The sequence below is a fragment of the Kitasatospora indigofera genome, assembly GCF_014655955.1.
Lineage (GTDB): Bacteria > Actinomycetota > Actinomycetes > Streptomycetales > Streptomycetaceae > Kitasatospora > Kitasatospora indigofera.
Map to the genome: position 1 here is coordinate 34,924 of NZ_BNBO01000006.1, position 13,959 is coordinate 48,882.

Sequence of the window (13,959 nt, forward strand, 5' to 3'; positions counted from 1 at the left end):
GGGCGATGCACATCGGGTTCCCCTACACCGTCGACGCGCGCGGCCGGACCGCCACGGCCGATCACGCCGACCACGTCCGCGACATGGTCGAGCAGGTGCTCTTCACCTCCCCCGGCGAGCGGGTGAACCGGCCGGACTTCGGCTGCGGACTGCTCGACCTGGTCTTCGCCCAGAACGGCCCGGAGCTGGCCGCGGCCGTCGAGATGACCGCGCAGGCCGCCCTGCAGCGCTGGCTCGGCGACCTGCTCACCGTCGAGTCCCTGACCGTCAGGGCCGAGGAGTCCGCCCTGGCCGTCTCCGTGAACTACGTCCTGACGGCCACCGGGGAGAGCCGGCACGTGCTCGTCCACGGGGGGACGGCGTCATGAGCACCGGTCCGGCCCGCCACGACGAACGGCGCCGCGAAGCCGTCCGGGCCGCCGGGCTGGCCGGCATCGAGGGCATCTCGGTCGAGGCCGACCGGCGCAGGCTGAGCGTCCTCTTCTTCGGCAGGCTCCCCGACCGGCTGGACCGGCACAGCTTCCGGGTCGAGGGCGGCCGGCGGGGCGACGGCATCCGGGTCGTCGCCGTCACGGCCGGCCCCGGCCACCCGGACGCCCCGGTGAACTGCCTGACCCTGGAGCTCGACCGCCCGGGCGACGCGTCCACCTACCGGCTCCGCGCACTCGGGCCGGGCTTCGACCGCTGCTACGACCGGCTGGAGTTCTCCTTCCGGCAGGGCGACCCGGAGGCACCCGCCCCCGCCCGGGGCAGCGGCCCGCTGCCGAGCCCCCCGGCGCCGGCCGTCGACTACCTGGCCAAGGACTACGCGAGCTTCCGCCGCCTGCTCCTCGAACGACTCGCCCTCACCATGCCGGAGTGGACCGAGCGGCACGCCTCCGACCTCGGCGTCACCCTGGTGGAACTCCTCGCCCACGTCGGCGACCAGCTCAGCTACCACCAGGACGCCGTGGCCACCGAGGCGTACCTCGACACGGCACGGTTGCGCACCTCGGTCCGACGCCACGCCCGCCTGGTCGGATACCCGATGCACGACGGCTGCGCGGCCCGCACCTTCGTCTGCGTCGAGACCAGCCGGCCGCTGACCCTGCGACCCGACGACCTCGCCTTCACCGCCTTCCCCCCGGGCCGCCTGCCGCCGACGGGCGCGTCGATCCCGGCCGAGCTGCTGACGGCCGGCCCCCACCCCGTCTACCGGCCGCTGGAGCGGCGGGACATCGTGCTCCGCCCCGAGCACAACCTCATCGACCTGTGGACCTGGGGCGGTCAGGAGTGCTGCCTGCCCGCCGGCACCACCCGGGCCACCCTGCTGGACGAGCCCCCGCCGGAGCACGGCGGGGAGCGGCCGCTGCGGCTGGCCCCCGGCGACGTGATCGTGTTCGAGGAGAACCGGGACCCGGGGACCGGCGCCGAGGCCGGCCGCGACCCCGCCCACCGGCAGGCCGTGCGCCTCACCAAGATCACCGAGAGCGTCGACACGCTCTACGGCAGAAGGGTGCTCGACGTCGAATGGGCCGACGAGGACGCCCTCGTCCTGCCCCTGTGCGTCATCGGCTGCCGCGCACCGGACGGCGGCGCGGCGAACAGCGTCGTCGCCCGCGGGAACACCGTTCTCGTCGAGCACGGCATCGAGAACACCTGGGGCGCCGGCGCCCGGCCCGAAAGGGTGGAAGGGCCCGTCGAGCGCGGCCGCGGGCCCGCCTGCCCCGGTCCGGCCGCTCCAAGGGCCGCCCGGCCCTTCGTGGCGGCGCTGCGCGGCGCGCCGGTCACCTGGTCCGCGCCGTATCCGCGCCCGGCCGACGTCAGCGCCGGGCAGAGCCGGCAACTGCTCCGGCTGGCCGCCCGGGCCCGGGAGCGGCTGGAGGACCTGCACCGCTCGGGCGCCTCGCCGTCCGCGGCCGACCGCGACTTCCTGGAGACCCTGTTCGAGGCCGGCCACCTCGGCGGGGCGCACGACGACGAGGGCCCCCGCCCCGCCCTCGCCCCGCTGCTAGCGCGGTTCGACGAGTACCTGGCCCCCAAGCTGCGCCGGCTCGAAGCACTGGCCAGGCGGTCCCGCTCCGGTTACCTGCTCGACCGCGCCGACATCGGCTGGGAACTCGCGCAGAGCTGGGGCCAGGAGGCAGCCTGGTCGATCGACCCGGACAACCCCGCACTGCACGGCCCGGCCTGCGCCGCCCTGCGCCCCGACCCGCGCGAGGCCCTCCCCGCCGTACGGATCCGGGCCGAGGGCACGGAGGGCGGCACGGAGGCCTGGACGCCCCGCCGCGACCTGCTGGCCAGCGGCCCGCGCGACCGCCACGTGGTGGGTGAGACCGACGACGAGGGGCGGCTCGGCCTCAGGTTCGGGGACGGCCGGACCGGAGCCGCACCGCCGCCGGGCCGGGCCCTGCTGGCCGTCTACCGCACCGGCAACGGCCGGGCCGGCAACGTCGGCAGCGAGGCCGTCAACCGGATCGCGTCCCGCTCCACCCCCCTGGACGCCGTCGTCCGGGTCCGCAACCCGCTGCCCGCGACCGGTGGCACCGACCCCGAGCCCGTCGCGCAGGTGCGGCTGGCGGCGCCCCGCGGGCCGTTCCGCCGGCTGCTGCGGGCCGTCACCGCCGAGGACTACCAGACCCTCGCCGCCCAGCACCCCGGCGTGCAGCGGGCCGCCGCCACCCTGCGCTGGACGGGGAGCTGGTACGAGGCGGACGTCGCGCTGGACGCCGAGGGAACGTCCGACCTGCCGCGCGGGCTCCCGGAGGACGTCCGGCTGGCGCTGCACCGGTTCCGCCGCATCGGCCACGACGTGGTCACCGGGCCCGCCGTCCGGGTGCCGCTCGACGTGGCCCTCAGAGTCTTCGTCGACCCCGACCACATCGCCGGTCACGTCCGCCAGGCCCTGTTGCGGGCCCTGCGGCCCGGCCCGCAACCCGGCGGCGGCCTGGGCTTCTTCGATCCCGACCTGCTCACCTTCGGCACGCCGGTACGGGTCGGCACCCTGGTGGCCGCGGTGGCCGCGGTCCCCGGTGTCCGGCACGCCGAGGTGACCCGGCTGCGCCGGCTCCACCCCGTGAGGAGCGGCGGCGGGAGCCCCGGGCCCGATGTCCCGCCCTCCGGCGTGCTCAGGCTGAGCCCCCTGGAGATCGCCCGGCTCGACGGCGACTCCGCCCGGCCGGAGAACGGCTGGCTGACCCTCGACCTGCGAGGAGGGCGATGAGCCGCCCGTCCGCCGGTTGCGACTGCTGCACCGGCACCCGGCCGGCCACTCCGGCACCGGTCTGGAACCGGCCCGCCCTGCCCGAGCTGCGGTACCGCGCGGGCACCTACGACCAGTTCCTGGGCGCGATGCTCGCCCGGCTGTCCGGCGCGGACCACGCGCCGCTCGCTGCCCTGACCACCCGTGAACCGGACGATCCCTCCGTCGCCCTGCTGGACGGCTGGGCCCTCGTCGCCGACGTCTTGACCTTCTACCAGGAGCGGATCGCCAACGAGGGATACCTGCGCACCGCGACCGAACAGGTCTCCCTGGCCGGGCTCGGGCGCCTGGTCGGCCACCGGCCGCGGCCCGCGCTCGCCGCCGGCACCTTCCTCGCCTACACCCTCGACCCGGGCACCCGCTGCACCGTCCCGGCCGGCTCCCAGGTGAAGAGCGCGCCGCCGCCCGGCGGACTGCCCCAGACCTTCGAGACCGCGGAGGACCTCGCCGCCCGCGCCGACTGGAACCAGCTCCCGGTCCGGACCACCACCCGGGCGTCGGTCGACCCCGACGCCGCCGGGCAGCTGCCCTCGCTCGAACTGGAGGGCATCCAGCCCAACCTGGGCGCCGGCGACCGCCTGCTCCTCACCTTCGGCGACCCGGGCCGGAACACCGTCCGCGTGGTGGAGGGCACCCGGCCGGACCCGCACCACCGGCGGACCACCGTCCTCCTCAAGGCGCCCGGCCCGGTCCAGCAGCTGGACCACGAGGTGCGGGCCTTCCGCGAGGACGTCGAGAAGGCGGTGCGCAAGCCGCAGCCCGGCAAGCCGTTCGAGGACTTCCTCAGGGTGCTGCGCGAGGCGCTGCACGCCGGCGACGTCCTCCGCGATCCGGACGCCTTGGCCGCGGCGCTCGACCACAAGCTGCAGGACTTCCGCGAGCGGATCTCCGGCGGCGAGGCGGACACCGCGCACGCGGGCGACCTGCTCGACAAGGTCACCGCCCGGGTGGCGGCGGTCCGGGCCGCCGCCGAGCAGGTCGGCGTCGCCGCCACCGCCGGGCCTTCCCCGGGCGGCTCCGGCGGCGAACCCTTCGTCGATCCCCTGAACCTCGGCCGTCAGGTGCTGCACGCCCTGGAGCGCTCCCCGTCCCGGCCGCCCCGCACCCCCACCGAGGCGGCCACCTCGGTGGCCACGCTCTTCGGCCCCGAGTCCGACTCCCTGTCACGCCTGCTCGCCGCGAACCGCCCCCGGCTCGCCGAAACGCTCAACCACGCCCTGGGCACCGTCTCCGTGACGGCCGCCGACCCGCCCGGCGTGCAGTGGTTCCGGGTGAAGGCCGCTCCCTTCGGCGCGACGATCCCCGACGACGCCCGGGTCGCCAGGCTGCTCGGGGCGGCCGGCTCCTCCCGCCGGCCGGGGCCCTACGCCTCCCTGGAGGACGGGAACGTCCTCCTGCTGGACGCGGTGTACGAGACGATCCTGCCCGGCAGCTGGATCGCCGTGCAGCGGGCCGACGCCGACGCGCCGAGCCGGATCATCCAGGTCACCGGCGTCACCCAACTCGCCGTCGCCGACGAGCACTACGCCGCCCGGGTGACCGGTCTGCGGCTGGCCCGGCCGTGGACCGACGATCCCGGCGACCTCGCCGTGCGGCGCACCAGCATCGTCTGGGCGGCCGGCGAGACGCTTCGCCTCGCCGGCCCTCCCGACCCGTCCGACGTCGGCGGCGACGAGATCCAACTGGCCGGCACCTGCGAGGGACTGACCCCCGGCCGGCGGCTGATCGTCTCCGGGGAACGCACCGACATCCCGAGGGTCTCCGGCGTCCGGGGCAGCGAACTCGTCATGCTCGGCGGGATGCGGCACGGGCAGGACCCGGACGGCGCGCCCGGCGGCGACCGGGTGTCCAGCACGCTCGTCCTGACCACCGCACTCGCCTACCGGTACCGCCGGGACACCGTGGTCGTGCACGGCAACGTCGTCCTCGCCACCGCGGGCGAGACCCGCACCGAGATCCTCGGCAGCGGCGACGCCACCCGGGCGGGCCAGGTCTTCCCGCTGCGCCAGGGACCACTCACCTGGCTCCCCGCCCGGACCCCCGACGGCGCCAGGGAGGCGCTGACCGTCGAGGTCGAAGGCGTGGCCTGGCCCCGGGTCGCCGACCTCACCGAGGCCGGCCCGGCCACCCCCGCCTACCGGCTGCGCGTGGGCGTCGACGGCGGGGCGGCCGTCGAGTTCGGCGACGGCCGCCACGGCGCCCGGCTGCCGACCGGGGTGGAGAACGTCACGGCCCGCTACCGCGTCGGCGGCGGCAACGCGGGCAACGTCGCGGCCGGGCAGGTGAACCAGGTGGTCAGCAGGCCGCTCGGGGTCAGCGGCGTCACCAATCCGCTGCCCGCCACCGGGGGCACGGACGCCGACGGCCTGAGCGGCACCCGCCGCGGTGTCCCCGTGCCGCTCAGCGCCCTCGACCGCCTGGTCTCGGTCCGCGACTACGAGGACTTCGCGCTGGCCTTCGCCGGCGTGGGCAAGGCCGTCGCCCGCCGCTGCCCCGACGGCACCCGGCAGCTCGTGCACGTCACCGTCGCCGCCGCCGGCGACGCCCCGCTCGACGCCGACTCCCAGCTCCTGGCCGCTCTGCAGGCGGCGCTGAGCCGCTACGGGGATCCGGCCCTGCCGGTGCGCGTGGAGGTCTGCGAACGGGTGCGGCTCGTGCTGTCGCTCGGCGTCCGGGCGTTGCCCGACCGGTCCCGGGGCGTGGTCGAACAGGCGGTCCGGGATGCCCTGGTGGACCGGCTGGGGTTCGCCGCGGCAGAACTCGCCCGGCCCGTCTTCCTCAGCGCCGCCGTGGCCGCCGCCCAGGCGGTTCCCGGCGTGGACTTCGTGGACGTCGACGCCTTCGGCGGCATCGGGGACGACGCCGACGCGGCCGGCGTCATCCGGTTCGCGCGCGAGCTCACGGCCGCGCCCTGGGTGCCCGCGCTGCCGGCGGGGTACCGCGAGACCCGCTACACACCGGCCCCCGGGGAGACGGCCGCCTCGGTGGCCGCGGTGAACGGGCTCGACGAGGAGCAACTCGCCCGGCTCAATCCCGGCGGCACCTCCCCGGCCCCCGGGGCCGCGCTGGTGGTACGGCGGGCCCTGCGCCCGGCCCAGCTCGTCCTGCTCGATCCGGCGCTGCCCGAGACCCTCGTCCTGCGGAGGATCCCATGACCCCCGACCAGTTGTACGCGCTGCTGCCCGCCGTCCACCGGCGGCTCGACGCGGAACACGGCGGCCGGCTGTACGCGCTGCTCTCCGTCGTCGCCGAACAGGCCCGCGTCCTCCAGGACGACATCGAGCAGCTCTACGACAACTGGTTCATCGAGACCTGCGAGGACTGGGTCGTGCCGTACCTCGGCGACCTGGTCGGCCACCGCACGCTGCCGGGGACGGCCGCCGCCCTCTCCGACGGCGCCTCGCCGGCGCACGGACTGCTCGCCGCCGCCGTGCCCCGCCGGGAGGTCGCCGACACCGTCGCCAACCGCCGCCGCAAGGGCACCCTGGCCCTGCTCGAGGACCTCGCCGCCGGCGTGGCGGAGTGGCCCAGCCGGGCGGTGGAGTACCGGCGGCTGCTCGCCGTCACCCAGCCGGTCCGCCGCTACACCACGGAGGAGCACGACGCGCGCCGGCGGCTGCGCCAGGGCCGGCTGGTCGACCTGCGCCGGATCGACGCCCTGGAGCGGATCGACGGCCCGTTCGACGAACTGGCCCACACCGTCGAGGTGCCCCGGACCGGCTCCGCCCGCCGCTCCGGCCGCCACGGCATCCCGGGCGTCGGCCTCCACGTGTGGCGGCTGCGGACCCACTCGGTGACCCGGGCCCCGGCGTTCCGGGTGGACCCGGCCCGGTCGTGCTACACCTTCAGCGTGCTGGGCAACGACACCGCGCTGTTCACCAGGCCGGTCCCCGAGCCGTCCCCCTGCCACGTCGCGGACGAGACGAACGTCCCGGCGCCGATCAGGCGCAGGGCGCTGACCGAGCGGCTGCACGACTACTACGGCCCCCTCAAGAGCGTGTGCGTGTGGACGGGGCCGGACCCGGACGCCGACGTGGTGCCGCTCGACCGGATCGTGTCCGCCGACCTGTCCGGGTGGGCCTACGCCCCGCGCGCCGGCCAGGTGGCCCTCGACCCGGTGCTCGGACGCATCGCGTTCCCCGAGCACGCGGGGCCCGGGCAGGGCGTCCGGGTGACCTACCACCACATGTCCGCCGGCGACTTCGGGGGCGGCGAGTACCCGCGCCCGGCGAACACCGCGGACCCGGCAGCCGCCGTCTACCGCGTCGGCCCGGGCGAGCCGCACCACCGGATCAGCGAGGCGATCGAGCGCTGGCGGGCCGAGAAGCGGCACCGGTCCGGGCCGGCCGAGGCGATCGTCGAGATCACCGGGAACGACGTCCACCAGGACCTCACGGACATCCGCCTCGACCCGGGGGACCACCTCACCCTGCGCGCCGCGGACGGGGCCCGGCCGGTGCTCCGGACACCCGAGGAGTCCGAGGGCCGCCCCGCCGCCCTGCGGATCACCGGCACGGGGAGCGGCGACGGGCCTCCTCCGCAGCTCGTCCTCGACGGCCTCCTGTTCGCCGGGCACAGCGTCCAGGTCCGGGGCGACGTGGGACGGATCGCCATCCGGCACTGCACCCTCGTGCCCGGCCTCGGCCTCGACGCGGACGGCCTGCCGCAGGCGCCCGGGGAGGCAGGCCTGGAACTCACCGGCACGCCGGCCCGGGTCGAGGTCGAGCACAGCATCCTCGGCACCGTCGTGGTCCGCCAGGACGAAACCGCGACCGGACCCGTCCGGATCTCCCTGTCCGACACCGTGCTCGACGCCACCCACCGGGGGCTCCCGGCGCTGACCGGCCCGGACGGGCGGCCCGCCCACGCCGTCCTCACCGCCCGCCGTACCACCGTGATCGGCTCGGTGCGCGCCCGCGCCGTCGACCTGCTGGAGAACTGCCTGCTGGACGGGGACGTCCGGATCACCCGGCGCACCGAGGGCCGGGTGCGGTTCTGCTGGCTGCCACCGGACTCGGTCACCCCGCGCCGCCTGTACTGCCAGCCGGAGCACTCCGGCGACCCGGGCCGCGTCGTCCTGGAGTTCGCCGGCACCCGGTACGGAACCCCCGGCTACGCCCAGCTGGCTGCCGGCTGCGCCGAGGAGATCCGCCGCGGGGCCGACGACGGTTCGGAGCCGGGGGCGCTGCACGACCTGTTCCGTCCGCAGCGGGAGGACAACCTGCGTACCCGTCTCGCCGAGTACACCCCGGCCGGGTGCGACGCGGGGGTCTTCTTCGCCACCTGAGAGGGCCGGCAGCGGCCCGGGCCGACCCTCCGTCACCGTCCGTCAGCACAGAATCAGTCCAGTCAGGGGAGCACAACACCATGCAGGGCGACTTCTCACGGGTCACCTTCGACCCGGCCCAGCGGTTCTCGGCCGTCCTGTCCCAGCAGGGCCGGGTGCAGCTCGACTCGGAGATCAACGAACAGACAGCGATCCTCCTGCACTACGTGCGGACCCTGGCCGCCGACCTGCTCGGGCCGGCCGCGTACCCGTCCGGTGCGGGCGGGCAGAGCACCGGTGGGTTCTGCCTCGACACCTTCGAGGGGGACACCTTCACCGTGACGCCCGGCCGGATGTACGTCGACGGCATCCTCTGCGAGTGCGACGGCACCGACTACTGGAGCCAGCCCGACGGATTCCTCGACCGCGAGCGGGAGCACGACCGGCTCCCGACGAGCCCGTTCCTGGTCTACCTGCGGGTCTGGGAGCGCCTGGTCACCGCCGTCGAGGCACCCCGCATCCGCGAGGTCGCGCTGGGGCTGCACGGCCCCGACACCACCGTGCGGACCCGGGTGGTCTGGCAGTTGTGCCACCTGACCCTGGGCCCCGAGCCCTTCGTGCCCGACATGAGGACCGCACCGCAGTTCCTGCGCGACCGGATCAACCGGCGGTTCAGGCCCCGTGGGCTGCTCTCCGCCCGGGTCCGGCGCCCCCAGGGCGACAGCACGCCCTGCGACCTGTCACCGGAGGCCGGCTACCGCGGGCCGGAGAACCAGCTCTACCGGGTCGAGGTGCACCGGGGCGGTACCGCCGAGACCGCCACGTTCAAGTGGTCCCGGGAGAACGGCTCGGTGACCCTCCCGATCAGGGCCGTCAGCGGCTCCACCGTCGAGGTCGAGACCTTGGGCCGGGACGACAAACTGGGGCTCGACATCGACGACCTGGTCGAGATCGTCGACGACGCCTCCGTCTGCCGGGCCGCCACCGACGCCTGGGAGGAGCACTGCCCGCGGCTCTACACCGTCCGGGAGATCGACCACGTGAGGCGCACGGTCGTCCTCGACCAGGACCCCGGCGAGGACCCGTACCAGCCGGCCACCGGAACGATCCCCGGGCGTCACCCGCTGCTGCGCCGCTGGGACCACGGGGCGGCGAACGGCACCAACGACGAGGGGACCAGGGAGATCAGGGAGGCCGAGTGGCTTCCGCTCGAAGACGGCATCGAGGTGCGGTTCGAGGGTGACGTCGAGCGGGCCCCCCAGTACCGCCGCGGTGACTACTGGCTGGTTCCGGTCCGGGTCGTCACCGGTGACGTCGAGTGGCCCGTCGGCCTCGACGGCCGGCCGCAGCCGAAGCGGCCGCACGGCATCGACTACCACTACGCGCCCCTGGCGGTCATCGAGCCCGACGCCACCGCCGGGTACCAGATGGTGGACCTGCGGGTGCCGTTCCCCCACCGGCGGTAGCGGCGGGGAGCCGCCGGGCGTCGCCGAAGGGGGCCGTCGGAGGCCTGCGGGGGCGGCCGACGGCCCCCCGTCCGGCTCCCTAGAACGAGTTCCGGTACTGCTGCCAGAGCACGATCCCGATCACGACCGCGCACACCAGGAGGAGGACGAGGATCGCACACCCGATCCTCTTCTTCCGCTTGACGGAGACGTCCGCGCCCGTCGTCAGGTTGCGCAGCTTCTTCACACGCAGCGTCCCGGCCCGCAACCGGCCGTGGGCACGGATCCGGTCGCCTTCGGCCACCGCGCCGTCGAACCGGTGTCCCCGCATCTCGACGGGGACGAGCATCACCTGATCGGCGCCGTCGGCGTACAGCTCCACCTCCACCCGGAAATTCATCACGAACCTGTCCGCCGAGTGCCGGCTCCGCTCGGTCCGGGTCTGCACGTCGCGCACCAACCCGTCCACGTACCCGTTGTCCAGATACCTGGGGCTGGTGACCACCACGGGAGGAGGGTCCTCGGGGGGAGGCGGGGGAGGCGGGGGAGGCGGTGGTGGCGGGGGTGGTGGCGGGGGCGGAGGCGGAGGCTCGGGAGGGTCCGGGAGGTCGGGCCGACGACCTGAGTGGCACCGGGTGCACTCCCGTACGTGCGGTAACTGCTCGCTGCCGCAGTTGTCACAGATCCAGCGACTTTCCATACGGCCCACTCCTGTACGCACCCCGTCGACCGCTCAAGCCCTCGGGGGCCGTGCGACCCGGATATTCGGGGGGTTCCGCCCGGCTCCCCTCGGCTGTCGACATCTCATCGCGTCACCCACCGCGCTCGCCGTCACCCACCGCTACCCCTCTCACCGCGTGTCACCGAACCCCGGAAGCGGTTCGGCGTGCCGTCGGCCCCCGGCCCGGGGCCGGCGCGAGGAGGGCTCGTGGTCCTGGTGGCCGTTGGTGACCGGCGCGGGGGAACAGGCCGTGCCGTGCCCGCGGAGCCCGGCTGCACCTGCGACGATGCTCGCCTCCTCTCCTGCCGGGAGGCCCGGGTCGCCGGCGCCGTGCGGGCGACCCGGGCTGCCCGCGATGGAAAGGCTCTGTACGTACGATGCTTTCGTAGGGTCTGACGGGCCGCAACCCCAGGGCTTCGGAGCGAAGCGGGCGCCGCCGCCGCGATCGGGGAGCGGCCGGCGGTCGGACGGCCGCGCCACCTGGCCGTCCCGGTCGCGGAATCCGCGACGCGCCGGGTCCCGGCCTGTCCTGAAGCCCGCTCCGGCGCATACGTTGGCTCTGCGCGTACTCGGCCGCCCGCCCGCCCGGGGGAGCCGGGGAGGACTGCCGGACGACATGGGGAGAGCACCGTGACCGCCGAGAGCACCACCGGACGCGAGCGCCAGGACCGCTTCGACCGGGGCATGGAGGTCCTGGCCCGGATCGACGGCGAGGCCGGCGAGAGGGTGGTGTCCTCCCTCGCGGACGTCTCCCCGGAGCTGGCGCACCAGATCGCGGCCTGGGGGTTCGGCGAGATCTACGCGCGCCCGGCGCTGGCGCCGCGCGACCGCCAACTCGTCACCCTGGGCATGCTCACCGCGCTCGGTGGCTGCGAGCCGCAGCTGGAGGTGCACGTCAACGCCGCCCTGAACGTCGGCCTGACGCCCCAGGAGATCGTGGAGTCGCTGCTCCAGGCCGCCGCCTACTGCGGGTTCCCGAAGGCGATCAACGCCACCCTCGCCGCGAAGCGGGTCTTCGCCGAACGCGGCCTGCTGCCCGTCCAGGGCGACTGACTTCGTGGCCCGGACCCGCCCCCGAGGGACCTGAGGGGGATTCACCCCGCCGCGAGCGGGGCGGCCCTGACGACGCGATGACCGCACGAGCCCGGCCCGGCCCGGTCCGGAGCGGTGGCCGGTGGGGGTGCCGACGGCGCGGCGATCGTCGCCGGACGCCGGCCTGCGGGGCCCTGCCAGGAAGAGCCCTGCCCGGAAGAGTGCCGATGACTGGCTTGCGTGTTCGAGTGGCGCGGCTTCGACGCGCCCCCTGGAGCGGCCCGTTGCCGTCTGCCGCGGGGTGAGCCGTCCCCGGTTTCCCCGGTACGACAGCGGCGGGGCCGCCGAGCCCGAGGTCCCGGTGGCCGTCCTGCCCGGCGTGGTGGTGCGCGTGCCGGTCGCCCGGCGGGGAGCCGGAACGCGGCTGCCACCTGCCTGTTCGGCGCGGTCGCGGGGAGCGGCCGGCGGACGCGCCAGCCGTGGGACCGTCCAGGGGGACGGAGCGGGGACCGGGGCGGGCAGCCACGTCGTGCACCGGGAGTGTGCCCGGCCAAGGGTCGGAACCCGTGGGGATCACGCTTAAACCTTGTTCGAGCAAAGATCGCCGTATCGAGGTAATGCATTGGTTCGTCCGGGGTGTTGGGACACGGCGGCCGATATTGTTCCACCGTATCCGGACGGATTCCCGGATATTCGCCCTATTTTCTCTATTCCGGCGATGTGTACGTATGCATATCACTGCCCTGACGAATGAGAGCGATACCCGATGACCACCGACACCAGCCCGGAAGCCCAGCCGGCGGCGCCCCAACAGTCCAGCCTGAGCACGGCGGCGGCCCGCAACCTTGCCAGCACGACCAAGTCCGCCCCGCAGATGCAGGAGATCACTTCCCGGTGGCTGCTGCGGATGCTCCCCTGGGTGGAGACCAAGGGCGGCACCTACCGGGTGAACCGCCGGCTCAGCTACACCGTCGGCGACGGCCGCATCGAGTTCATCCAGAACGGCGGCGACGTCCGGGTGATCCCGCGCGAGCTCGGCGAACTCGCCCTGCTGCGCGGCTTCGAGAACGAGGAGGTGCTGACCGCGCTCGCCGGCCGGTGCGTCCAGCGCGACTTCCGGGCCGGTGAGGTCCTGGTCGAACGCGGCAGCCCCGCCGAGCGGATCCACCTGATCGCCCACGGCCGGGTCAGCCAGACCTCGGTCGGCAAGTACGGCGACGAGGTCGCGGTCGCCGTCCTCGCCGACGGCGACCGCTTCGGCGAGAACGCCCTGCTGGACGCGGACGCCGCCTGGGACTACACCGCCACCGCCGAGACGCCCGGCACCCTGCTCACCCTGTCCCGCGCCGACTTCGCCTCCGTGCTGGCCGCGGCGCCGGACCTCCAGGCCCACATCCGGGAGTTCAGCTCGCTGCCCCAGCAGCGGCAGAACAAGCACGGCGAGGCCGAGATCGCACTGTCGGCCGGCCACACCGGCGAGGCCGAACTGCCCGGCGCCTTCGTCGACTACGAACTCAAGCCCCGCGAGTACGAACTCTCCATCGCGCAGACCGTGCTGCGGATCCACACCAGGGTCGCCGACCTCTACAACGGGCCGCACAACCAGACCGAGGAGCAACTCAGGCTCACCATCGAGGCGCTGCGCGAGCGGCAGGAGTACGAACTCGTCAACAACCGGGAGTTCGGCCTGCTGCACAACGCCGACTTCAAGCAGCGGATCCAGACCCACTCCGGCCCGCCCACCCCGGACGACCTCGACGAGCTGCTCTGCCGCCGCCGTGGCACCAAGTTCTTCCTGGCCCACCCGAAGACCATCGCGGCGATCGGGCGTGAGTTCAACTCCCGAGGGCTCTACCCGGACCACGTCGACGTCGGCGGCCAGCAGGTCCCGGCCTGGCGCGGGGTCCCGATCCTCCCCTGCAACAAGATCCCCATCAGCAAGGAGAACACCAGCTCGATCGTGGCCATGCGCACCGGCGAGGACAACCAGGGCGTGATCGGCCTGCGCCAGACCGGTCTGCCGGAGGAGTACGAGCCGGGCCTGTCGGTGCGTTTCATGGGCATCGACGAACGGTCGATCATCTCCTACCTGGTCTCCACCTACTACTCCGCCGCCATCCTGGTGCCCGACGCGCTCGGCGTGCTGGAGAACGTGCAGATCGCTCGCGGGCGCGACTAGCGGATCCGCTCCACGGCCCCGACGGCCCGGACCGCCCCGGGCCGGTCGAGCATGCCCGGGAGCCGGGCCAGCCCA

At 74.7% G+C, this 13,959-nt stretch carries 8 protein-coding genes; 7 read left to right on the forward strand and 1 reads right to left on the reverse strand.

The genetic code is table 11. The annotated features are described in order from the left end of the window. The first annotated feature begins 5 nt into the window (after window positions 1–5). The 5 genes from IE329_RS08075 (at window position 6) to IE329_RS08095 (ending at window position 9,973) form a co-directional block, all read left to right on the forward strand. A complete protein-coding gene (locus IE329_RS08075; RefSeq protein ID WP_190210137.1) occupies window positions 6–368 on the forward strand; it encodes a GPW/gp25 family protein in 363 nt (120 codons plus the stop codon). Next, entirely contained in the window at window positions 365–3,202 is a 2,838-nt protein-coding gene (locus IE329_RS08080; RefSeq protein WP_190210138.1) for a putative baseplate assembly protein, read from the forward strand. Before IE329_RS08075 ends, IE329_RS08080 begins: the two co-directional genes overlap by 4 nt. Further along, complete coding sequence (locus tag IE329_RS08085; protein ID WP_190210139.1) at window positions 3,199–6,396, forward strand: putative baseplate assembly protein; 3,198 nt, start codon at window positions 3,199–3,201, stop codon at window positions 6,394–6,396. Before IE329_RS08080 ends, IE329_RS08085 begins: the two co-directional genes overlap by 4 nt. Then, the gene (locus tag IE329_RS08090; protein ID WP_190210140.1) at window positions 6,393–8,528 is read left to right on the forward strand and encodes a hypothetical protein; all 2,136 of its coding nucleotides are present in this window, start codon (window positions 6,393–6,395) and stop codon (window positions 8,526–8,528) included. The genes IE329_RS08085 and IE329_RS08090 overlap by 4 nt, the downstream gene beginning before the upstream one ends. 80 nt (window positions 8,529–8,608) lie before the next feature. Next, window positions 8,609–9,973: a DUF6519 domain-containing protein gene (locus tag IE329_RS08095; protein ID WP_190210141.1), complete on the forward strand. Its 1,365-nt coding sequence runs from the start codon at window positions 8,609–8,611 to the stop codon at window positions 9,971–9,973. Window positions 9,974–10,052: 79 nt separating this feature from the next. Here IE329_RS08095 and IE329_RS08100 read toward each other — a convergent pair whose 3' ends face one another. Beyond that, window positions 10,053–10,460 (reverse strand): hypothetical protein, encoded by a 408-nt coding sequence (locus tag IE329_RS08100; RefSeq protein WP_190210142.1) that lies wholly within the window; start codon window positions 10,458–10,460, stop codon window positions 10,053–10,055. Between the two features lie 897 nt (window positions 10,461–11,357). On the opposite strand from IE329_RS08100, the gene IE329_RS08105 reads away from it, so the two are divergent. Next, entirely contained in the window at window positions 11,358–11,726 is a 369-nt protein-coding gene (locus IE329_RS08105; protein ID WP_190210313.1) for a carboxymuconolactone decarboxylase family protein, read from the forward strand. A gap of 745 nt (window positions 11,727–12,471) precedes the next feature. Continuing rightward, window positions 12,472–13,884: a family 2B encapsulin nanocompartment shell protein gene (locus tag IE329_RS08110; protein WP_190210143.1), complete on the forward strand. Its 1,413-nt coding sequence runs from the start codon at window positions 12,472–12,474 to the stop codon at window positions 13,882–13,884. The last annotated feature ends 75 nt before the right edge of the window (window positions 13,885–13,959 follow it).

What these genes read in the sequence shown, in the direction of transcription:
- IE329_RS08085 (WP_190210139.1), top strand. Translation starts at nt 3,199, where the DNA reads ATGAGCCGCCCGTCCGCCGGTTGCGACTGCTGCACCGGCACCCGGCCG.
- IE329_RS08080 (WP_190210138.1), top strand. Translation starts at nt 365, where the DNA reads ATGAGCACCGGTCCGGCCCGCCACGACGAACGGCGCCGCGAAGCCGTC.
- IE329_RS08110 (WP_190210143.1), top strand. Translation starts at nt 12,472, where the DNA reads ATGACCACCGACACCAGCCCGGAAGCCCAGCCGGCGGCGCCCCAACAG.
- IE329_RS08075 (WP_190210137.1), top strand. Translation starts at nt 6, where the DNA reads ATGCACATCGGGTTCCCCTACACCGTCGACGCGCGCGGCCGGACCGCC.
- IE329_RS08095 (WP_190210141.1), top strand. Translation starts at nt 8,609, where the DNA reads ATGCAGGGCGACTTCTCACGGGTCACCTTCGACCCGGCCCAGCGGTTC.
- IE329_RS08105 (WP_190210313.1), top strand. Translation starts at nt 11,358, where the DNA reads ATGGAGGTCCTGGCCCGGATCGACGGCGAGGCCGGCGAGAGGGTGGTG.
- IE329_RS08090 (WP_190210140.1), top strand. Translation starts at nt 6,393, where the DNA reads ATGACCCCCGACCAGTTGTACGCGCTGCTGCCCGCCGTCCACCGGCGG.